The organism is Campylobacter sp. 2014D-0216 (assembly GCF_014931215.1).
Lineage (GTDB): Bacteria > Campylobacterota > Campylobacteria > Campylobacterales > Campylobacteraceae > Campylobacter_D.
In genome coordinates, this window is sequence record NZ_CP063089.1 from 184,308 (window position 1) to 203,640 (window position 19,333).

At 31.5% G+C, this 19,333-nt stretch carries 26 protein-coding genes; 25 read left to right on the forward strand and 1 reads right to left on the reverse strand.

From position 1 onward, the window contains the following. Positions 1 to 3 precede the first annotated feature (3 nt). From obgE to recO, 25 genes are all read left to right on the forward strand, one after another. Entirely contained in the window at positions 4 to 1,047 is a 1,044-nt protein-coding gene (gene obgE, locus A0083_RS01020; RefSeq protein ID WP_197553486.1) for a GTPase ObgE, read from the forward strand. Next, the gene (locus A0083_RS01025) at positions 1,047 to 1,514 is read left to right on the forward strand and encodes a DUF6194 family protein (RefSeq protein ID WP_197553489.1); all 468 of its coding nucleotides are present in this window, start codon (positions 1,047 to 1,049) and stop codon (positions 1,512 to 1,514) included. The genes obgE and A0083_RS01025 overlap by 1 nt, the downstream gene beginning before the upstream one ends. Next, positions 1,511 to 2,422: a methionyl-tRNA formyltransferase gene (gene fmt, locus A0083_RS01030; RefSeq protein ID WP_197553492.1), complete on the forward strand. Its 912-nt coding sequence runs from the start codon at positions 1,511 to 1,513 to the stop codon at positions 2,420 to 2,422. The genes A0083_RS01025 and fmt overlap by 4 nt, the downstream gene beginning before the upstream one ends. Further along, positions 2,403 to 3,038: a biotin--[acetyl-CoA-carboxylase] ligase gene (locus A0083_RS01035; protein ID WP_120760255.1), complete on the forward strand. Its 636-nt coding sequence runs from the start codon at positions 2,403 to 2,405 to the stop codon at positions 3,036 to 3,038. Before fmt ends, A0083_RS01035 begins: the two co-directional genes overlap by 20 nt. Next, positions 3,035 to 3,817, forward strand: coding sequence for a ParA family protein (locus A0083_RS01040; RefSeq protein ID WP_120760257.1), 783 nt, complete (start codon positions 3,035 to 3,037; stop codon positions 3,815 to 3,817). The genes A0083_RS01035 and A0083_RS01040 overlap by 4 nt, the downstream gene beginning before the upstream one ends. A gap of 3 nt (positions 3,818 to 3,820) precedes the next feature. Next, the gene (locus A0083_RS01045; RefSeq protein ID WP_120760259.1) at positions 3,821 to 4,672 is read left to right on the forward strand and encodes a ParB/RepB/Spo0J family partition protein; all 852 of its coding nucleotides are present in this window, start codon (positions 3,821 to 3,823) and stop codon (positions 4,670 to 4,672) included. A 63-nt stretch (positions 4,673 to 4,735) separates the two neighbouring features. After that, positions 4,736 to 5,161 carry a FoF1 ATP synthase subunit B' gene (locus A0083_RS01050; protein WP_120760261.1) on the forward strand — a complete coding sequence of 142 codons (426 nt, stop codon included), beginning with the start codon at positions 4,736 to 4,738 and terminating at the stop codon, positions 5,159 to 5,161. A gap of 9 nt (positions 5,162 to 5,170) precedes the next feature. Further along, positions 5,171 to 5,683, forward strand: coding sequence for a F0F1 ATP synthase subunit B (locus A0083_RS01055; RefSeq protein WP_197553495.1), 513 nt, complete (start codon positions 5,171 to 5,173; stop codon positions 5,681 to 5,683). Beyond that, positions 5,683 to 6,204: a F0F1 ATP synthase subunit delta gene (locus A0083_RS01060; RefSeq protein ID WP_120760264.1), complete on the forward strand. Its 522-nt coding sequence runs from the start codon at positions 5,683 to 5,685 to the stop codon at positions 6,202 to 6,204. The genes A0083_RS01055 and A0083_RS01060 overlap by 1 nt, the downstream gene beginning before the upstream one ends. 9 nt (positions 6,205 to 6,213) lie before the next feature. Continuing rightward, complete coding sequence (gene atpA, locus A0083_RS01065; protein ID WP_039617356.1) at positions 6,214 to 7,719, forward strand: F0F1 ATP synthase subunit alpha; 1,506 nt, start codon at positions 6,214 to 6,216, stop codon at positions 7,717 to 7,719. Positions 7,720 to 7,728: 9 nt separating this feature from the next. Then, positions 7,729 to 8,613: an ATP synthase F1 subunit gamma gene (gene atpG / locus A0083_RS01070; RefSeq protein ID WP_120760266.1), complete on the forward strand. Its 885-nt coding sequence runs from the start codon at positions 7,729 to 7,731 to the stop codon at positions 8,611 to 8,613. Positions 8,614 to 8,627: 14 nt separating this feature from the next. Beyond that, on the forward strand, positions 8,628 to 10,025 hold the full coding sequence (gene atpD, locus A0083_RS01075; protein ID WP_120760268.1) for a F0F1 ATP synthase subunit beta: 1,398 nt from the start codon (positions 8,628 to 8,630) through the stop codon (positions 10,023 to 10,025). 2 nt (positions 10,026 to 10,027) lie between these two features. Further along, the gene (gene atpC / locus A0083_RS01080; protein ID WP_197553498.1) at positions 10,028 to 10,420 is read left to right on the forward strand and encodes an ATP synthase F1 subunit epsilon; all 393 of its coding nucleotides are present in this window, start codon (positions 10,028 to 10,030) and stop codon (positions 10,418 to 10,420) included. Beyond that, positions 10,420 to 10,980, forward strand: a complete 561-nt coding sequence (locus A0083_RS01085) for a MotA/TolQ/ExbB proton channel family protein (RefSeq protein WP_120760272.1) — start codon at positions 10,420 to 10,422, stop codon at positions 10,978 to 10,980. The genes atpC and A0083_RS01085 overlap by 1 nt, the downstream gene beginning before the upstream one ends. A gap of 2 nt (positions 10,981 to 10,982) precedes the next feature. Next, the gene (locus A0083_RS01090; RefSeq protein WP_043019333.1) at positions 10,983 to 11,369 is read left to right on the forward strand and encodes an ExbD/TolR family protein; all 387 of its coding nucleotides are present in this window, start codon (positions 10,983 to 10,985) and stop codon (positions 11,367 to 11,369) included. A gap of 3 nt (positions 11,370 to 11,372) precedes the next feature. After that, a complete protein-coding gene (locus A0083_RS01095; RefSeq protein ID WP_043019334.1) occupies positions 11,373 to 12,149 on the forward strand; it encodes a Tol-Pal system subunit TolA in 777 nt (258 codons plus the stop codon). Then, on the forward strand, positions 12,146 to 13,348 hold the full coding sequence (gene tolB / locus A0083_RS01100) for a Tol-Pal system protein TolB (RefSeq protein ID WP_197553501.1): 1,203 nt from the start codon (positions 12,146 to 12,148) through the stop codon (positions 13,346 to 13,348). Before A0083_RS01095 ends, tolB begins: the two co-directional genes overlap by 4 nt. A gap of 66 nt (positions 13,349 to 13,414) precedes the next feature. Further along, positions 13,415 to 13,900 carry a peptidoglycan-associated lipoprotein Pal gene (pal, locus tag A0083_RS01105; protein WP_197553504.1) on the forward strand — a complete coding sequence of 162 codons (486 nt, stop codon included), beginning with the start codon at positions 13,415 to 13,417 and terminating at the stop codon, positions 13,898 to 13,900. A 12-nt stretch (positions 13,901 to 13,912) separates the two neighbouring features. Beyond that, positions 13,913 to 14,908, forward strand: coding sequence for a tetratricopeptide repeat protein (locus A0083_RS01110; protein ID WP_197553507.1), 996 nt, complete (start codon positions 13,913 to 13,915; stop codon positions 14,906 to 14,908). 14 nt (positions 14,909 to 14,922) lie between these two features. After that, entirely contained in the window at positions 14,923 to 15,501 is a 579-nt protein-coding gene (locus A0083_RS01115) for an FKBP-type peptidyl-prolyl cis-trans isomerase (protein ID WP_120760281.1), read from the forward strand. Next, positions 15,501 to 16,421 carry an ACP S-malonyltransferase gene (fabD, locus tag A0083_RS01120; RefSeq protein WP_120760282.1) on the forward strand — a complete coding sequence of 307 codons (921 nt, stop codon included), beginning with the start codon at positions 15,501 to 15,503 and terminating at the stop codon, positions 16,419 to 16,421. The genes A0083_RS01115 and fabD overlap by 1 nt, the downstream gene beginning before the upstream one ends. Further along, positions 16,418 to 17,104: a 5'-methylthioadenosine/adenosylhomocysteine nucleosidase gene (locus tag A0083_RS01125; RefSeq protein WP_120760284.1), complete on the forward strand. Its 687-nt coding sequence runs from the start codon at positions 16,418 to 16,420 to the stop codon at positions 17,102 to 17,104. The genes fabD and A0083_RS01125 overlap by 4 nt, the downstream gene beginning before the upstream one ends. Further along, on the forward strand, positions 17,101 to 17,862 hold the full coding sequence (locus A0083_RS01130) for an ATP-binding protein (RefSeq protein ID WP_197553510.1): 762 nt from the start codon (positions 17,101 to 17,103) through the stop codon (positions 17,860 to 17,862). Before A0083_RS01125 ends, A0083_RS01130 begins: the two co-directional genes overlap by 4 nt. Further along, complete coding sequence (locus A0083_RS01135; RefSeq protein ID WP_197553513.1) at positions 17,855 to 18,367, forward strand: cysteine hydrolase family protein; 513 nt, start codon at positions 17,855 to 17,857, stop codon at positions 18,365 to 18,367. The genes A0083_RS01130 and A0083_RS01135 overlap by 8 nt, the downstream gene beginning before the upstream one ends. After that, positions 18,367 to 18,981 carry a recombination protein RecO gene (gene recO / locus A0083_RS01140; protein ID WP_197553516.1) on the forward strand — a complete coding sequence of 205 codons (615 nt, stop codon included), beginning with the start codon at positions 18,367 to 18,369 and terminating at the stop codon, positions 18,979 to 18,981. Before A0083_RS01135 ends, recO begins: the two co-directional genes overlap by 1 nt. Here recO and A0083_RS01145 read toward each other — a convergent pair. Then, on the reverse strand, positions 18,965 to 19,285 hold the full coding sequence (locus A0083_RS01145) for a hypothetical protein (protein WP_120760291.1): 321 nt from the start codon (positions 19,283 to 19,285) through the stop codon (positions 18,965 to 18,967). The genes recO and A0083_RS01145 overlap by 17 nt on opposite strands. Between the last annotated feature and the right edge of the window lie 48 nt (positions 19,286 to 19,333).

Consider the following 19,333-nt stretch of genomic DNA (forward strand, 5'->3'; position numbering starts at 1 on the left):
TGTATGTTTATAGATAATGTAAAATTAGTTTTAAGTTCGGGTAATGGTGGTAAAGGTGCTGTAAGTTTTCGCCGTGAAAAACATGTTCCACTTGGTGGACCTGATGGTGGCGATGGTGGAAATGGTGGCGATGTGTATTTTGTATGCGACAATAATACTCATACTCTAGCACACTTTAAAGGTAAAAAAGAACTTAAAGCGCAAAATGGTCAGCCAGGTCTAGGTCGTAATAAAAACGGCAAAAGAGGAGAGAGTTTAGAGCTAATCGTTCCTCAAGGTACTCAAGTAATTGATGCGCAAAGTGGGGAAATTTTACTTGATATGCTTGTAGAAGGCCAAAAAGAACTCTTTTTAAAAGGCGGTAAAGGCGGTCTTGGTAATACTCACTTTAAACACTCTACTAATCAACGCCCAGATTATGCTCAACCTGGTGTAGCAGGAAAAACCTTAAGTGTACGCTTAGAATTAAAACTCATAGCAGATGTTGGGCTTGTGGGTTTCCCAAATGTAGGAAAGTCCACTCTTATAAGCGTAGTATCTAATGCAAGACCCGAAATAGCTAATTATGAATTTACTACACTAACTCCAAAACTTGGCATGGTTGAAGTAGATGATTATAATTCTTTTGTGATGGCAGATATCCCAGGCATTATAGAAGGTGCAAGTGACGGTAGAGGTTTGGGGCTTGAGTTTTTAAGACACATAGAAAGAACTTCTTTTTTACTTTTTGTGCTTGATCCATTAAGAGAAATGAGCTTAAAAGAGCAGTTTTGTGTTTTAAGAAAAGAATTAGAAAAATTTTCAAATAAGCTTTATGCAAGAAATTTTGGTGTCATGCTCTCAAAAAGTGATAGCGTAAATTTAGGTGAAGAATTTGCACAAAAAATGGAGGATGATTATAATGAACTAAAGGCTTATTTACAAAGTCAAAATAACCCGCAAAGCTTTTTTGTTAAAGTATCAAGCCTTGAAAAAACCGGACTTAAAGAGCTTAAATTTATGCTTTTAGACGAAGTAAAAAAAATCAGAAATCAAAATAATCTTTGATGAGTGAAAATTTAACTATAGATTTTATCCAAGAATATATCAAATCTAATTTTAAAGACTTGATATATAAATTTACCTATAAAGAGCATAGCTTTTTTTATAATCCCGATAAGGTTTTAAAAAACGGAGTTTATTTTTGTACTATTAAAGAAAATGATGGCATAAGTGATAAAGCTTCAAATTTAAATAGAGAGGGTGTATTTCGTCTAAGTTGCTCTCTTTGCGATCAAGATTATCAAAATCTTTTTGGTCAAAAACCTAAAAAAGCTTTAAAGGGTGAGGTCGTTGGTTTAAATTATGATTTTTCTATGCTTGATCTTATCATGCCTCACCCAATTTATGCTTATATAGGATATATTTGCATCAACAACCCTTCTAGAAAAAATTTTGAAATTTTTAAAGATTATCTTGAGCTTTCATATCAAAAAGCTATAAAAACTTATCAAAAAAGGATAATGGCGTTATGAAAAATATCATTTTTATGGGAACTCCCTCTTATGCAACTTGTATTTTAAAAGAGCTTGTTGATAAAGGATTTAATATCCAAGCTTTATTTACTCAACCTGATAAACCTGTAGGAAGAAAGCAAATTTTAACTCCAAGTGATACTAAAAAATTTATTTTAGAAAATAATCTTGATATAAAAATTTATACTCCAAAAAGCTTAAAAGATGAAAATATTATAAAAGATATTAAAAGTTTAAAACCAGATTTTATAGTTGTTGCTGCTTATGGGAAAATTTTACCAAAAGAAATTTTAGATATCGCTCCTTGTATTAATCTACATGCTTCTTTACTTCCTAAATATCGTGGAGCTTCGCCGATACAAAGCGCTATTTTAAATGGAGATAAAATAAGCGGGGTTTGCACGATGCTTATGGAAGAAGGGCTTGATAGTGGTGCTATTTTAGAAAGCATAGAATGTGATATAGAAGGTAAAAATTCAGCCGAGGTTTTTGTAATGCTTTCCAATTTAGCAGCTAAACTTACTATTTCTACGCTTTTGAATTTTGAAAAAATTACTCCAAAAAAGCAAGATGAAAGTTTGGTTACGCATTGTAAAAAAATCAAAAAAGAACATGGATTGATTGTTTTAGATAATGCGAGTGAAATCTATCAAAAATTTCTAGCTTTTGCTCCTTGGCCTGGAATTTTTTTAGAAAATGGTTTGAAATTTTTAGATATTGAATTGGTTGATAGTGAAAAAACTCAAAAATCAGGTGTAATTTTGCAAGTAGAAAAGGAAGGCTTTTTGCTTACATGTGAAACAGGTATTTTGAGGATTAAAACTTTACAAGAGAGTGGAAAAAAAGCCTTAGATGCCAAGACTTATTTAAATGGAAAAAGGTTAAAACTTGGAGATAGTTTATTTTGATGAGCTTGAATCAACTCAAATTTATTTAAGTGATAAAATTCGTAATGGTGAAATCGCAAATAATACTGCTATTTGTGCTTTTGTTCAAAGTGCTGGTATAGGTAGTAGAGATAATACATGGCAGAGTAAGCAAGGTAATTTACATGTGTCTTTTTGTGTAAAAACTCAAGAACTAGCACAAGATCTTCCTTTAGCTTCTGCAAGCATATATTTTGCGTTCTTGATGAAAGAAGTACTGCAAAAGCATGATTCAAAAGTGTGGATTAAATGGCCTAATGATTTTTACATAGAAGATAAAAAAATAGGTGGCTTAATGAGTTCTAAAATCAATGAATTTTTAGTAGTGGGAATGGGAATTAACCTCAAATATGCTCCATTTAATGCTGAAATTTTAGATATAGAAATAGACATTAAAGATCTTTTAAATGAATACTTTTTTTATGTGAATGAGAAGACTTTATGGAAGAATATTTTTAGCAAGTATATGTTAGAATTTGAAAAATCAAGAAATTTTTTTATACATAATGAAGGCAAAATTTTATCACTAAAAGATGCCTTGTTGTATAAAGATGGTTCTATATTGTTAGATAATAAAAGGATATATAGTTTAAGATGAGTGAGATAATAACTATTGCAAATCAAAAAGGTGGAGTAGGTAAGACCACAACTGCCATTAACTTGGCAGCTTCTTTGGCAGTAGCTGAAAAAAAAGTGCTTTTGATAGACATCGATCCACAAGCAAATGCTACAACAGGACTTGGTTTTAATAGAAGTAACTATGAATACAATATTTACCATGTGTTTATAGGTAGAAAAAAACTTTCAGAAATTATTTTAAAAACCGAACTTCCACAGTTATATTTAGCACCTTCTAATATTTCTTTGGTGGGTATCGAGCAAGAAGTGGTAAAAGAAAGTGGTGAATATAGAACAATTTTAAGAGAAAAAATTAAAGAAATTGCTAAAGATTATGATTTTATCATCATTGATTCACCGCCTGCGCTTGGAAGTATTACAGTAAATGCTTTTGCAGCAAGCGATAGTGTTATCATTCCTATTCAGTGTGAGTTTTATGCACTTGAAGGCGTTGCGATGGTTTTAAACACTATTAAATTTGTGAAAAAAACTATTAATCCAAAGCTAAAAATCAAAGGCTTTTTACCGACTATGTATAGCTCTCAAAACAATCTTTCCAAAGATACAGTGGAAGATTTAAAACAGAATTTTAAGCAAAAGCTATTTAGAACAGGTGACAATGAAGATGATTTTATAATCATACCAAGAAATGTAAAACTTGCTGAAAGCCCAAGCTATGGAAAGCCTATTATACTTTATGATATAAAATCACCAGGTTCTTTGGCTTATCAAAATTTAGCACACTCTATATTAGGATAAATTATGGCAAAAAAAAGTGCATTAGGAAGAGGTTTAAGTAGTATTTTAGCTGATATTGATGAGGTTTATGAAAAAGAATTGGGTTCAAATGAAGGAAAGATAGAAGAGATTGATATCGAATTAATTAGCCCAAACCCTTATCAGCCAAGAAAAAATTTTGATGAACAAGCTTTAGAAGAACTAGCAGGTTCGATTAAAGAATATGGCTTAATTCAACCTGTGGTGGTTTTTAAAAAAGATGAGTTTGAATATATTTTAATAGCAGGTGAAAGAAGATTTAGAGCATGTAAGCTTTTGGATAAAGAGCAAATTAAGGCCGTAGTTTTAAATGTTGATGATATAAAATTACGCGAACTTGCACTCATAGAAAACATTCAAAGAGAAAATCTAAACCCTATAGAATTAGCACATTCTTACAAGGAACTACTAGAAATTCACGATATTACCCAAGAAAAACTAGCTGATCTTATCCATAAATCAAGACCGCAAATTGCAAACACATTAAGACTTTTAAATTTAAACGAACAAACGCAAAATTTTCTTATAGAAGGTAAAATTTCCCAAGGTCATGCAAAAGTTTTAGTAGGGCTTGAAAAAGATGAAGAAAAGATGATCGTTGATACGATCATAGGGCAAAAACTTAATGTAAGAGAAACAGAAAAATTAATTAAAAACTTTAAAAATACTAACCATTTAGAAAAAAATACAAATTTAAACAAACAGTATCAATCCATGGAAAACCTAAAAGATAAAATTCACTCACTAGGTTTTAGAGTAAATGCAAAAGATTTGAAGCTAACGATTACTTTTTCGAACGAAGAAGAGGTAAAGGAATTCCTAAAAACATTTAATTAAATATGTTTTTAGGTATATTTTGATATAATTTCGCGTTTTATTTAGATTTATTTAGGAGTATTAATGTTTAATGATGTACATTTTTCCATCATGATAGCCACTGGTGTCATTTTTTTGCTTATGATAGCAATTTTAAATTCTATACTCTATAAACCTTTACTTAAATTTATGGATTCTAGGGATTTAACTATTAAAAATGACGAAGAAAAGATGAAGAAAAACTCTGATGATGTTTCGAATGTAGAAAGTGAGTTGGAAAAAATTCATATTCAAACAAGAGATGAAATCAATCAAATCAAGGCAAAAGCTATAGAAGAAGCTAAATTAAAACAAGAAAAAGAAATATCAGCAAAGAAAAAAGAATTAGAAGATCAAATGCTTGTTTTTCTTAAAAGCCTAAAAGAAAAAGAAAAAGAATTAAAAGAAGAAATGCGTTCTAAAATACCAGAATTTAAACAAAGCTTTAAAAATAGCTTGAGTAAAATTTAAGGAAATTTAATGTTAAGAAAAATTGCAATTTTATCAGTGCTTCCTTTTTATGCTTTAGCAGCAGGTAATGGAAGTGGCGAGTATGACATCGTTCCAAGAGCGGTTAATTTTGTTTTATTTGCTGCAATTTTATATTATTTTATTGCAACACCTTTAAAGAATTTTTACCATGGAAGGATTGCAAAAATTGCTTCTAAGATGAATGAAATTCAGGAAAAATTGATCGCAAGTAAAAATCAAAAACTAGAAATGATGAAAAAGCTTGATCATGCTAAACAAGAAGCAAGTAATGCTATAATACTTGCAAAAAAAGAAGCAGAAATCATCACAAACAAGATAGAAGAAGAAACAAAATTAGAAATCAGTGTTTTAGAAAAAGCATACGAAGAACACAAAGACTATGAGATGAGAAAAATGGAAAAAGAAGTGGTAAAAGCTGTTTTAGATGAAATCTTTGAAGATCAGAACTTACAACTTCAGCAAAAAGAAATTTTAAATATCATGATGAAGAAGGTGTCTTGATGGAAAGTGTAATCGCAAAAACATATGCAAAAGCTATATTAGAAAGAAATGATTTTGAAGATTTTTTTTCAAAATTATTACAGTTAAGTTCAGCTTTTTCATCTACCAAATTTGTAGATATTTTAAACTCTTATGAACTTAAACAAGAAAAAAAATTAGAATTTATACTTTCTTTATTGGATAACCCAAGTGAAGCCTTTAAAAATTTTATGGCTTTAATTGTGAATAACAGTAGAGAAATGTTAATTCCAGAGATCACTAAAGAATTAAGTGAGCAAAAAGCATTAAAAGAAAACACATTCTTAGGGCAAGTTTATTCAAAAGAAAAATTAAGCGAAGAAGAGATTAGAAATTTAGAAGAAAAACTTAGCCATAAATTTAATGCAAAAATTAGATTAGATAGTAAAGTAAGTGATAACGATAGTGTGAAAATTAGCTTAGATGGACTTGGATATGAAATTTCATTTTCAATGCAAAGCTTAAAAGCTAAAATGAATGAATATATATTAAAAGCAATTTAAGGAGATTTGATGAAATTTAAAGCAGATGAAATTAGTTCTATTATAAAAGAGAGAATTGAAAAATTTGACTTTAATCTTGAAATAGAAGAAACCGGTAAAATTATTTCAGTTGCTGATGGTGTTGCTAAGGTATATGGCCTTAAAAATGCTATGGCTGGAGAAATGGTTGAATTTGAAAATGGCGAAAAAGGTATGGTACTTAACCTTGAAGAATCAAGCGTAGGCATTGTTATCTTAGGTAAGGGACTTGGGCTTAAAGAAGGAAGTTCAGTTAAGAGACTAAAAAAACTTTTAAAAGTCCCAGTGGGCGATGCATTGATAGGTCGTGTTGTAAATGCTTTAGGTGAGCCAATTGATGCTAAAGGTGTAATTGAAGCAAGCGAATACCGCTTTGTAGAAGAAAAAGCAAAAGGTATTATGGCTAGAAAAAGCGTTCATGAGCCATTACATACAGGTATTAAAGCGATTGACGCTTTGGTTCCAATCGGTAGAGGCCAAAGAGAGTTGATTATCGGTGATAGACAAACCGGTAAAACTACTGTAGCTATTGACACTATCATTAGCCAAAAAGGTAAAGATGTTATTTGTATATATGTTGCGATAGGTCAAAAGCAAAGTACAGTAGCTCAAGTGGTTAAAAAACTAGAAGAATACGGTGCTATGGATTATAGTATAGTAGTAAATGCAGGTGCTTCAGATCCTGCTGCATTGCAATACCTTGCTCCATATACTGGTGTAACTATGGGTGAATATTTTAGAGATAATTCTAGACACGCATTGATCGTTTATGATGATTTAAGTAAACATGCGGTTGCATATCGTGAAATGTCTTTGATTTTACGTCGTCCTCCAGGCCGTGAAGCATATCCTGGTGATGTATTTTATCTACATTCAAGATTGCTTGAAAGAGCAAGTAAGCTAAGCGATGAACTTGGCGCAGGAAGTTTGACTGCATTGCCAATTATCGAAACTCAAGCAGGTGATGTATCAGCATACATTCCAACTAATGTTATTTCGATTACAGATGGGCAAATTTTCTTGGAAACAGATTTGTTTAACTCAGGTATTCGTCCTGCAATTAACGTTGGTTTATCAGTATCTCGTGTTGGTGGTGCTGCACAAATCAAAGCAACAAAACAAGTTTCAGGTACACTAAGACTTGATCTAGCTCAATATAGAGAGTTGCAAGCTTTTGCACAATTTGCAAGTGATTTGGATGAAGCTAGTAGAAAACAACTTGAGCGTGGACAAAGAATGGTTGAAGTGTTAAAACAGCCTCCTTATTCTCCACTTTCAGCAGAAAATCAAGTTGTAATGATTTATGCAGGAACAAAAGGTTATTTAGATGATATCGCTGTTTCAAAAATCGGAGAATTTGAAGCAGCTTTATATCCATTTATTGAGGCTAAATACCCAGAAATTTTTGAGCAAATTAGAACGAAAAAAGCTTTAGATAAAGACTTAGAAGAAAAACTAGCTAAAGCATTGAGTGAGTTTAAAGCAAACCATATATAAGGTTTTTAAATGTCTAATTTAAAAGAAATAAAAAGAAAAATTAAAAGCGTACATAACACGCAAAAAACAACCAATGCAATGAAGCTTGTCTCTACTGCTAAATTAAGAAAAGCAGAAGAGGCGGCTAAAAAGTCAAAAGTTTATGCTCAAAAAATTGATGAAGTTTTATCTGAAATTGCTTTTAAGATGAATCAATATGAAGGGCTTGATGACAAACTTCCATTTTTTAGAAAAAAAGAAAATATCGAAAAAATGGACATTGTTTTCATTACTGCAGATAAAGGTTTGTGCGGTGGTTTCAACATTAAAACTATAAAAACAGTAAATGAAATGCTTGAAGAATGTAAAGCAAAAAAAATCAAGGTAAGATTGAGAGCGATTGGTAAAACGGGTATAGAGTATTTTAATTTTCAAAATATTGAAATTTTAGAAAAATATCTTGACACAAGCTCAAGTCCAGATTATGAAAAAGCTTGTGCGATCATTCATAGTGCTGTTGATGATTTTATGAATGAAGTTACAGATAAAGTAGTAATTGTACATAATGGCTATAAAAATATGATTTCTCAAGAAATACGTATTAATGAATTATTGCCAGTGCAAGCCATAGCAAGTAAAGAAGAACAAAATTCTCAGTCTTTAATGGATTTAGAACCTGAAGATGGAGAAATTTTACATGACTTATTAAAAACTTATTTTGAATATAATATGTATTTTTCTTTGGTTGATTCTTTGGCGGCTGAACATAGTGCAAGAATGCAAGCTATGGACAATGCAACTAATAATGCAAAAGCAAGAGTTAAGCAACTTAACTTAGCTTACAATAAAGCAAGACAAGAGTCTATTACCACCGAGTTGATAGAAATTATCAGCGGTGTTGAGTCAATGAAATAAATTTAGGAGTGATGATGCAAGGTTTTATTTCTCAAGTTTTAGGACCAGTGGTTGATGTTGAATTTAAAGACTATCTTCCACAAATTAATGAAGCAATTATTGTTAATTATGAATTAGAAGGAAAAGAGTGTAAATTAGTACTTGAAGTTGCTGCACATTTAGGCGACAACAAGGTAAGAACTATTGCTATGGATATGACTGATGGTCTTGTTAGAGGTTTATCAGCTGTCGCAACTGGAAATCCAATCAGTGTACCGGTTGGTGAAAAAGTACTTGGAAGAATTTTCAATGTTACAGGTGATTTGATTGATGAGGGTGAAGAAGTTAATTTTGATAAACACTGGTCAATCCATAGAGATCCACCTCCATTTGAGGAACAAAGCACTAAAAGTGAAATTTTTGAAACAGGGATTAAAGTTGTAGACTTACTTGCTCCTTATGCAAAAGGTGGTAAAGTAGGGCTTTTTGGTGGTGCTGGTGTTGGTAAAACCGTAATTATTATGGAATTAATTCACAATGTTGCTTTTAAACATAGTGGTTATTCGGTATTTGCGGGTGTTGGTGAAAGAACTCGTGAAGGTAATGACCTTTATAATGAAATGAAAGAAAGTAACGTTTTAGATAAAGTTGCACTGTGCTATGGACAAATGAATGAGCCACCAGGGGCAAGAAATCGTATTGCTTTAACAGGTCTTACTATGGCTGAATATTTTAGAGATGAAATGGGTCTTGATGTGTTGATGTTTATCGACAATATCTTTAGATTTTCTCAATCAGGGTCTGAAATGTCAGCGCTTTTAGGAAGAATTCCTTCAGCAGTTGGATACCAACCAACTCTAGCTAGTGAAATGGGTAAATTCCAAGAGAGAATTACTTCAACTAAAAAAGGATCTATTACTTCAGTTCAAGCAGTTTATGTTCCAGCAGATGACTTAACTGACCCTGCGCCTGCAACTGTTTTTGCGCACTTAGATGCAACTACGGTTTTAAATAGATCGATTGCTGAAAAAGGTATTTATCCAGCTGTTGATCCATTGGATTCAACTTCAAGAATGCTTGATCCACAAATCATTGGCGAAGAGCACTATAAAGTAGCTCGTGGGGTACAATCAGTACTTCAAAAATATAAAGATTTGCAAGATATTATTGCTATTTTAGGTATGGATGAGTTGAGTGAAGAGGATAAGTTGATTGTTGAAAGAGCAAGAAAAATTGAAAAATTCCTATCTCAACCATTCTTCGTTGCTGAAGTTTTCACAGGTAGCCCTGGAAAATATATCAGTTTAGAAGACACAATAGCAGGATTTAAAGGTATTTTAGAAGGAAAATACGATCACTTGCCAGAGAATGCTTTCTACATGGTAGGTGGAATTGATGAAGTGATTGAAAAAGCAGAAAAACTTAAGGCTTAATAATGGATAACTTGATTCATATAGAGGTGGTAACACCTCTTGGTATGATTTACAATGATAATGTAAAATCTGTAGTACTTCCTGGAAGTGAAGGTGAGTTTGGTGTGTTAAAAGGCCATGCTTCTTTGATATCTTCTTTAAAATCAGGAATTATCGATATAGAAAAAGCAGATTCAACTCATGAGTTAGTTGCTATTGATTCAGGCCATGTAAAAGTATCTGAAACTAAAGTTAGTGTTTTGGCTAAAGGTGCTGTTTGGGTTGGTGGAAATAGCGATAGCGAAATAGCAAAAAAATTAGAAGAAGCAAAAGATTTGATTAAATCTATGAGTAGCGATAGTGTAGCTTTGGCTTCTACTTTTGCTAAAATGGACAATAATGTAAGGCAAAAATAGTGGATTTTCAAGCAATTTTTCATTTTTTTGAAAATACAAGCTTAATCACTTATATTGTATTAGCTTGGCTTTCGGTGTATTTTATAGTTAGTTTTAGTATTTTATTTTCAAGAATGTCACTTATTAATAAGTGGATGCAAGATGAAAGTCAAGCTCTAGAAGCTTTAATGAGAGGCGAAAGAGACTTGAGCCAAAGTGCATCGATTTTAAAAAAATGTATTGAGATCGATGAAACTAAGATGAATATTTATAAAAATTCTGTAGAAAAAAAAGCAACAATAGGCTTAACTTGGCTTAGTATTATCGCTTCTACTTCACCTTTTATAGGGCTTTTTGGTACTGTTATTTCTATTCTTGAAACTTTTGGTGGTTTAGAAATGCAAAATTCTCTAAGTATTATTGCTCCTAAAATCAGCGAAGCTTTGGTAGCTACGGGTTGTGGGATTTTGGTTGCAATTCCAGCTTATAGTTTTCATTTGATTATTAAAAGAAAAGCATATGAGTTGATTAATATCTTAGATAGTGAGATTAAAGTATTAGTAAGTTCTTCAAAGGCTTAGTAATGTTTTTAGATGAAAAACCTGAATTAAACATTACGCCTTTGGTGGATATTATGCTAGTTTTACTAGCTATTTTGATGGTTACTGCGCCTAGTATTACTTATGAAGAAAAGGTGCAGCTTCCACAAGGATCACAAAAAGCTTCTAGCGCTCCAAATATTAAAAGCTTGATTATAACAATCAATGCAAAAAGAGAAATTTTTATAGGAAAAGATAAATTTGATTTTGTAAGCTTTGCAGACAATATGAATGCCTTGAAAGTTCAGTATAATACACAAGAAACTGTCTTTATAAGAGCAGATAAAAATCTAAAATACGACGATGTAATGAGTGTTTTAAGAACAATGAAGCATCTTGGTTTCCAAAAAGTTGCTTTGCAAACTGAGTAGAATATGGAAGAAAATTCGATACGCAATCTTAAAGCACTTGTTTATTCGATTTTAATTTATTTTATCGTTATTTTTTTAGTTTTTTTTAAACTGATAGAGTACAAACCAAAAGCTATTGAATTTACAGATGATCCTAATAGTTTTGTGAATATAGAACTTGGTGATAGTGTTAATACTAATCAAGTCAGTATTACACAAGAAGTACAAAAAGAAAATTTACAAAGCCTATTTGAAGAAAATCTTTTACAAAAATATACTACAAATAAAAATGTAAATACTCAAGATATAGACCAAAAAGCAAGTGTGTTTAATGATTTGTTTGGAAAAATAGAAGACTATCAAGAAGAAAAAACCACAAAAGTACAATCTTCAATGCCATCAAAAAAACCAATTTTTACTCAAAGAGAAAAGATTAATGATTTTTCTCAACAACTTAATGAAAATCTACAGTTAAATCAAGAGTTGGGGCAATCTCTTATGGAGCAAAAAATAGGAGCATATGATCAGTTTTTGGGCGCGGTGAGAAAATACCTTGAAGATCGATGGAGAATTTATAATCCTAGTGGAAATTTGAGTATCGAAGTAGAATTTGTTATAGATAATCACGGTCAATTTTATTTACTAAGTTCTACAAGTGCTTATAGTGATAATTTTGATAAAAAAGCAAAAGAATTTTTACAAAATTTAGAAGGAAAATACATAACTTTACCTCCAAATGGTAAAATAAGAAAAATCAAAATGCAACTTAGCGATGTAATTGAGTTTAAAACGGAGAAATGATGAAAAGGATATTAGTTTTTTTATTTTTTTGTTCAGTGTTGTTTGGGCAAGATGCAACTATTTCAGTTGTAAATAAAGGCATGCAGCTGCCAACAATTTTTATCAAAGATCAATCTAAGCTTAGTGATTTAGATCTTAAGAAAAGTTTTTACAATATGCTAATTAACGACATCAAGGTGAGTTCTAATTTTGAATTAAGCCAAGATGAGGCGAAAAGCGATTATGTTTTTTCTTATGTTTTGAATAAAAATGGCAAACTTTTAGATATTGATGTTGAAGTCTTAGCTGCTAATGAAACTAAGACAAGATTTTATGAACAAATTCTTTCTGTAGAAGAATACCCATTTTTAGCACATAGAAGTGTTGCTCAAATGAATAGAAAACTCGGTTTTTCACCTGTAGATTGGATGGATCATAAAATTCTAATCGCAAGAACCCAAGGTAGCAAACATAGTGATATTTTACTAGCTGATTATACTTTAACTTATCAAAAAGTGTTGATTTCAAAAGGTTTAAATTTATTTCCAAAATGGGCAAATAAAGAACAAAGCGCATTTTATTTTACAGCTTATGAAGATGAAATACCAACTCTTTATAAGTATAATATGAAAAATAAAAATATTACAAAAATAATTGCTAGCAAAGGCATGATGGTCGCTTCTGATGTGAGTGATGATGGTAAAAAAATACTTTTAACTATGGCCCCAAAAGATCAACCAGACGTTTATTTGTATGATATAGATACAAAAAACCTTACGCAAATTACAAGTTATATTGGTATAGATGTAAATGGAAATTTTGTTGATGATGATAAAAAAATTGTTTTTGTATCAGACCGTTTGGGCTATCCAAATATCTTTATGCAAAATTTAGATACCAATCTAACAGAGCAGGTTGTTTTCCATGGTAAAAATAATTCATCTGTTTCTACATATAATCATTATATGGTATATTCAAGTAGAGAGGTAAATCAAAGGGGTGTTTTTAATCTGTATTTAATGTCAACTCAAAGTGACTATATCAGACAACTTACAGCTAATGGAAAAAATCTTTTTCCAAGATTTTCTAGCGATGGTCAAAGCATCGTATTTATAAAGTACTTGGGGTCACAAAGTGCTTTAGGTGTTATAAGAATCAATGCAAACAAAGCATTTCATTATGGTTTAAAAATAGGAAAAATTCAATCAATTGATTGGTAAAATATCAAAATAACATTTTTTTTGTTATAATTAAGCATAATTTTTAAATAAAAAAAGGGGAAAGTAATGAAAAAAATCATTTTTGCTTCAATTGCTGCATTTGCTGTTATTGTAAGTGGATGTGCTACAAAAAATACTAGCGTAAGCAGTTCAAGTAGTGTAGATGGATCAAAAGGAAGCGGAGGCTCAGATCAATTTGAAAATGTTTCATCTTTAAATTCTATTCAAAATGTTTATTTTGATTTTGATAAATTTAACATCAGAAAAGATATGCAAGGTGTAATTGCTGATAATGCTGCAATCTTTAACAAAGAAGCGGCAAACGCTGCTATCGTAGTTGAAGGTAATTGTGATGAATGGGGAACAGATGAGTATAACCAAGCTTTAGGCTTAAAAAGAGCTAAAGCGGTTAAAGAATCTCTAGTAGCTCAAGGTGTTAGCGCTGATAGAATTAGCGTGAAAAGCTATGGAGAAACTAATCCTGTATGTACTGAAAGAACAAAATCTTGTGATGCACAAAATCGTCGTGCTGAATTTAAAATTGCAAAATAAGTTTAAATTGATATGAAAATAAAACTATTATCAGTAGCTCTTTTGGGAGCTACTTTTTTACACGCTGAAATTTCAGCATTTGATGCAGGAAAAGTAGACACAAAAACACCTTATGGTTTAACTCAAAATGAAAAACTACAATATGAAAACCAAGAGCGCTTAAAAGCTTTAAATGAATATTATACTAACTTAACTAGTAAAATTAACACTGCTGTGGAAAATATAGAAGGTTTGCAAAGTGTAACCGAGGGTTTGAATGCTCAGTATTCAAAAGCAAATACAAAATTACTTTCTTTGGAAGACAATTACCAAAATTTTGAGGCAAATACAACTCAAGAAATCCAAAATCTAAGAGCTTATGTAGAGGAAAATAGAAAAATTCAAGAAAAAAATCATCAAGAGATACAAAAAGTTTTAGCTGAAATCACAGCTTCAATTAACAAAATAAATGATGATTATATTTCTAAAGATGATATGAATCAAAGTATAACTTTTTTTCAGTCTGAAATAGAACGATTGCAAAAACAGATCAACAATACACCTTCTCCAGTTGTTCCTATTGTAAAAGATAACAACCAAACGCAAGAAATCATCGAAGATGTTAATGAAACTCAAGAAGTAGTGGTTGTAAAAAAAGATGACAGTTGGAAAAATTTAGATTCTAGCGAGATATTAAAACAAGCAATTAATGAAACAAATAAAAATCAATTTGAAGATGCAAAAGAGAAATTTGAGCATTTAATTAGCATTCATTATAAACCTGCTAGATCTACATTTTGGCTTGGAGAAATAAGATACAAACAACAAGATTATGCAGGCGCACTAGGCTTTTATAAAAAAAGTTCTGCAATAAGTACCAAGGGTGATTATGTGCCAAAATTACTTTATCATACTGCTATTAGTTTAGATAAAGTAGGTGATCCTAAAAGTGCGAATAAATTTTATAAAGCCTTAAAGACAGCATATCCTGATAGCCCTGAGGCGAAAGTTTCGCCAGATAGAAAATAAAAAAGGAGAATAAAATGGCTATAGAAAAAAATAGTGTAGTTTCAATGTTTTATGAGTTAAAAGATGCAAATACCAAAGAAGTTTTAGAATCAAATGTTTATGCAGAACCGATTTCTTTTATTTTAGGTAAGGGGCAAATTTTAGAAGGGTTGGAAGCTGAAATTCAAAAATTAGATGCACCTTGTAATGTTGATATTGAAATTAAAAAAGAAAATGCTTTGGGTGAATACGATGCAAATGCTTTACAAACTTTACCAAAAGAACAATTTGCAGGAATTGACTTGCAAGTTGGTATGGAGCTATTTGGTGAAGGTGAAGATGGAAATACTGTAAGAGTTATCGTAAGAGAAATCACTGAAAATGAAGTGACTATCGACTACAATCATGCTTATGCAGGAAAAGATTTGTTATTTTCATTAAATATTGTAGATGTAAGAGCAGCGACTGAAGATGAAATCTTAACAGGTATAGTTGCTGGTAGTAGAAGTTGTGGATGTGGTGGTGGAGGACATCATCATGATCATCACGGTCACGGTGGTGGCGGTTGTTGTGGTGGCCACGGTCACGGTGGTGGCTGCTGCGGTGGTCATTAATGAATACTGCATTTATTTTTCCAGGCCAAGGCTCTCAAAGCGTTGGCATGGGTCTTAGTTTTTACGAAAATTCATCTAAAGCAAAAGAACTACTTGAGCGTGCAAGCGAATACTGCAAGATAGATTTTAAACATTTGCTTTTTGAAGAGAATGAAAATTTAAATAAAAGTGAATTTACACAAATGGCTATTGTGTTAAATTCGCTTATGGCTTATGAAGCATTAAAAGAGCAAACAGATCTTTGTCCAAAATATAGCCTAGGACATTCTTTGGGTGAATTTAGTGCTTTGGCAACTCAAGGGGCATTTGATTTTTTAGATGTAATCATGCTTGTAAATAAACGTGGTCAGTTTATGCAAGAAGATTGTTCTAAAATTGAAGCAGGTATGATGGTGGTTTTGGGTTTAGAAGATCAAGTGGTGGAAGAACTTTGCCAAAAGGCATTAAACGATGGTAAAAATATTTTTGCCGCCAATTACAACTGCGATGGACAAATAGTTGTTGCAGGTTTAAAACCAGATCTAGCTTCTTATGAAAATGAATTTAAAAATGCTGGAGCAAAACGAGCCATGTTGTTAAATATGAGCGTGGCAAGCCATTGTCCGCTATTAAAAAATGCTTCCATGAGGCTTTCAAGAGAACTAGAGCTTGTCTTAAAAGATGAGTTTAAAAGTGTAGTTTCGAATGTGAATGCTAAAGTATATAATGATAAAAGTCAAGCTTTGACACTTTTAAGCGATCAGCTTGTTAAGCCTGTTCTTTATAAGCAAAGTATTAAAGCTATTGATGATGAAGTAGATTTTTATATTGAATTTGGCGCGAGTGTGTTAAAAGGTTTAAATAAAAAAATCACTACAAAAGAAACTTATGCATTAAGTAAAATAGAAGATATCGAAGAAATTTTAAAGGTTGTTAAATGAAGATAGCTATTTTAGGTGCTATGCCTGAGGAAATAACTCCTTTACTGGAAACACTAAAAGAATATCAAACTGTAGAATATGCAAACAACACCTACTATCTTGCAAAGTATAATGAGCATGAGTTGGTTATAGCTTATTCTAAAATCGGAAAAGTTAATTCAACTCTTAGTGCGACTATTATGATTGAAAAATTTAAAGCAGAACTTTTACTTTTCACAGGTGTAGCAGGTGCTTTTAATCCTAGTTTGGAAATAGGTGACTTGATTTATGCTACAAAATTAGCACAGTATGATTTAGATATTACCGCTTTTGGGCATCCACTTGGATATGTTCCAGGAAATGAAATTTTTATTCCAACTGATGAAAAGTTAAACCATCTTGCCTTAGATGTTGCCAAAGAGCTTGGTATAAAAATTCAACCTGGTGTAATTGCTACGGGTGATGAGTTTATTTGTGATGAAAATAAAAAAGCAAAAATTAGAGAAATTTTTAACGCAGATGCTTGCGAAATGGAAGGAGCAAGCGTGGCTTTAGTATGTGATGCTTTAAAGATCCCATGCTTGATTTTAAGATCAATGAGTGATAAAGCAGGCGAGAAAGCTGAATTTGATTTTGATGAATTTGTGGAAAAATCAGCAAAAATTTCAGCTAATTTTGTATTGAAAATTTGTGAGAAACTATGATTAACCTCAGTAAAAAGCTCATCAGGGAAGTGGCAAAGGCCAATGCTAAATTTTCTTTGATCAATGACAATGACAAGGTTTTGTTGGGCTTAAGTGGTGGAAAAGATTCACTTGCTTTGGCGCACCTTCTTAAACGTATGCAAGCACATGCGCCTTTTAAATTTGAGCTTAAAGCTGTGACTTTGAGCTATGGAATGGGCGAAGATTATACTAGACTTCATAATCATTGTAAAGAACATGGTATTGATCATGAAGTGATTGACTCTAATATTTATGAAATATCAGGCGACACTATTAGAAAAAATTCGAGTTTTTGCAGTTATTTTTCAAGAATGAGACGTGGTGCTTTGTATACCTATGCTTTGGAAAATGGTTTTAATAAGCTAGCTATAGGTCATCATTTAGATGATGCTGTAGAAAGCTTTTTTATGAATTTTATTTACAATGGTGCTCTTAGAAGTTTAGCGCCAAAATATAAAAGCAAAAGAGGCGTAGAAGTTATTCGCCCTTTGATTTTTGTAAGAGAAAGACAATTAAGAGAAAATGCTATTGCTAATGAGCTTGAAGTCATTGGTAATGAATTTTGCCCTGGTATGAAATTAAGTGAAAAAAATGTTAAATTTCCACATGCTAGAGAAGAGGCGAAGCAACTTTTAGCTAATTTAGAAAAAGACAATCCAAAATTATTTACAAGTCTAAAAACCGCGTTTGAAAATATTCATACAAATAGTTTTTTCATGGTTAAGGACAATGACTAAGCTCTTGGTGGTTGTTGACTATCAAAATGATTTTATCGATGGTAGCTTGGGTTTTGAAGAAGCTACCAAGATAAAAGAAAACATTCTCAAGCTTTTAAAAAATCATCAAGATGATGTGGTTTTTACTTTTGATACTCATGATGAAAATTATTTAAAAACCCAAGAGGGCAAAAATATCCCTATTTGCCACTGTATTAAAGATAGTTTTGGCTGGAAAATGCCAAGCGAATTTGATATATATTTAAAAAATGCAAAAAAAATTTTTCATAAAAACACCTTTGGTAGTTTAGAATTTGCGAATTTTTTAAAAGAAAACCATTACGATAGTATAGAATTTTGTGGTTTAGTTTCGCATATTTGCGTTTTTAGCAATATTATTTTAGCATTAAGTGCTACACCTAATTCTAAACTTATCTTACACAAAAATGCCACAGCAAGCTTTAGTAAAGAATTAGAGCAAAGTGCTTATGATATTTTAAAAGCTTATGGTATAGAACTTCTTTAATGCAAGGGTATATTTTACATACTCAAAGTGTAAAAGATGAAGATTTGATTGTTTATCTTTTAAGTCCAAAAAAAGTCATCAAAAGTTATAGATTTTATGGAATGAGACATTCAAATATCTTAAGTGGCTACAAGATAGATTTTGAACTTGAAGAAAGTACAAGATTTTTACCACGGCTAAAAGATGTCTTGCATGTGGGTTTTTCTTGGATTTTAGATAGAGAAAAAATGTTCTTTTGGCAAGAGTTTATAAGGCTTTTTTATTGGCATTTAAAAGAAGTGGAAACTGTTGATAGTTTTTATTTTGAACTTTTAGAAGAATGTGCTAGACGTTTTGAAAAACAAGATTGCAAGCGGGTTATTGTAGATGCTTATTTAAAACTTTTAAGCTTTGAAGGACGTTTGCATCAAATTTTCACTTGTTTTGTTTGCGATGAGAGTATACAAGAAGATGTTGTCTTAGTAAGAGCTTTTTTGCCAGCTCATAGAAAATGCGCTTTTGGTTATGAATTTAAAGCTAAGGATTTGTCTTATTTTTATAACAATTTTAATTCATCGCATTTTAGCGATGAATATATTGATAATTTATATAAAATCATCAAAGAGGGTTTTTAAGCGTGATATCATACATCATAATCGCTTCTTGTCGAAGTCGTGAGATGATGTTAATGCTATCAATATGGGTGTTTTTAATAATAGCTTCCTTGCTATTTTTTATATCTTCAAGTAAATTCCCAAGTTGTTGTTGAGAGCTTTGCAAGCAAGTGCTAATACACTTTGGCTTGCTTTGATCTAAAATTTGATCAAAATTCAAGCTTTGGTTGTTAAGCTTTGAAGCTTGCGCTGCTAGGTTGTTTGCACTTGTTCTAATGCCACCTAATGCTTTGTAAATCCCTTTCGAATTGATATGAGCTGCCATGAACCTTCCTTGTTTTATGGTATCTCTTCATCATATTGCTTGGTTATT

What these genes read in the sequence shown, in the direction of transcription:
- obgE (WP_197553486.1), top strand. Translation starts at nt 4, where the DNA reads ATGTTTATAGATAATGTAAAATTAGTTTTAAGTTCGGGTAATGGTGGT.
- A0083_RS01025 (WP_197553489.1), top strand. Translation starts at nt 1,047, where the DNA reads ATGAGTGAAAATTTAACTATAGATTTTATCCAAGAATATATCAAATCT.
- fmt (WP_197553492.1), top strand. Translation starts at nt 1,511, where the DNA reads ATGAAAAATATCATTTTTATGGGAACTCCCTCTTATGCAACTTGTATT.
- A0083_RS01040 (WP_120760257.1), top strand. Translation starts at nt 3,035, where the DNA reads ATGAGTGAGATAATAACTATTGCAAATCAAAAAGGTGGAGTAGGTAAG.
- A0083_RS01045 (WP_120760259.1), top strand. Translation starts at nt 3,821, where the DNA reads ATGGCAAAAAAAAGTGCATTAGGAAGAGGTTTAAGTAGTATTTTAGCT.
- A0083_RS01050 (WP_120760261.1), top strand. Translation starts at nt 4,736, where the DNA reads ATGTTTAATGATGTACATTTTTCCATCATGATAGCCACTGGTGTCATT.
- A0083_RS01055 (WP_197553495.1), top strand. Translation starts at nt 5,171, where the DNA reads ATGTTAAGAAAAATTGCAATTTTATCAGTGCTTCCTTTTTATGCTTTA.
- A0083_RS01060 (WP_120760264.1), top strand. Translation starts at nt 5,683, where the DNA reads ATGGAAAGTGTAATCGCAAAAACATATGCAAAAGCTATATTAGAAAGA.
- atpA (WP_039617356.1), top strand. Translation starts at nt 6,214, where the DNA reads ATGAAATTTAAAGCAGATGAAATTAGTTCTATTATAAAAGAGAGAATT.
- atpG (WP_120760266.1), top strand. Translation starts at nt 7,729, where the DNA reads ATGTCTAATTTAAAAGAAATAAAAAGAAAAATTAAAAGCGTACATAAC.
- atpD (WP_120760268.1), top strand. Translation starts at nt 8,628, where the DNA reads ATGCAAGGTTTTATTTCTCAAGTTTTAGGACCAGTGGTTGATGTTGAA.
- atpC (WP_197553498.1), top strand. Translation starts at nt 10,028, where the DNA reads ATGGATAACTTGATTCATATAGAGGTGGTAACACCTCTTGGTATGATT.
- A0083_RS01090 (WP_043019333.1), top strand. Translation starts at nt 10,983, where the DNA reads ATGTTTTTAGATGAAAAACCTGAATTAAACATTACGCCTTTGGTGGAT.
- A0083_RS01095 (WP_043019334.1), top strand. Translation starts at nt 11,373, where the DNA reads ATGGAAGAAAATTCGATACGCAATCTTAAAGCACTTGTTTATTCGATT.
- tolB (WP_197553501.1), top strand. Translation starts at nt 12,146, where the DNA reads ATGATGAAAAGGATATTAGTTTTTTTATTTTTTTGTTCAGTGTTGTTT.
- pal (WP_197553504.1), top strand. Translation starts at nt 13,415, where the DNA reads ATGAAAAAAATCATTTTTGCTTCAATTGCTGCATTTGCTGTTATTGTA.
- A0083_RS01110 (WP_197553507.1), top strand. Translation starts at nt 13,913, where the DNA reads ATGAAAATAAAACTATTATCAGTAGCTCTTTTGGGAGCTACTTTTTTA.
- A0083_RS01115 (WP_120760281.1), top strand. Translation starts at nt 14,923, where the DNA reads ATGGCTATAGAAAAAAATAGTGTAGTTTCAATGTTTTATGAGTTAAAA.
- fabD (WP_120760282.1), top strand. Translation starts at nt 15,501, where the DNA reads ATGAATACTGCATTTATTTTTCCAGGCCAAGGCTCTCAAAGCGTTGGC.
- A0083_RS01125 (WP_120760284.1), top strand. Translation starts at nt 16,418, where the DNA reads ATGAAGATAGCTATTTTAGGTGCTATGCCTGAGGAAATAACTCCTTTA.
- A0083_RS01130 (WP_197553510.1), top strand. Translation starts at nt 17,101, where the DNA reads ATGATTAACCTCAGTAAAAAGCTCATCAGGGAAGTGGCAAAGGCCAAT.
- A0083_RS01135 (WP_197553513.1), top strand. Translation starts at nt 17,855, where the DNA reads ATGACTAAGCTCTTGGTGGTTGTTGACTATCAAAATGATTTTATCGAT.
- recO (WP_197553516.1), top strand. Translation starts at nt 18,367, where the DNA reads ATGCAAGGGTATATTTTACATACTCAAAGTGTAAAAGATGAAGATTTG.
- A0083_RS01145 (WP_120760291.1), bottom strand. Translation starts at nt 19,285, where the DNA reads ATGGCAGCTCATATCAATTCGAAAGGGATTTACAAAGCATTAGGTGGC.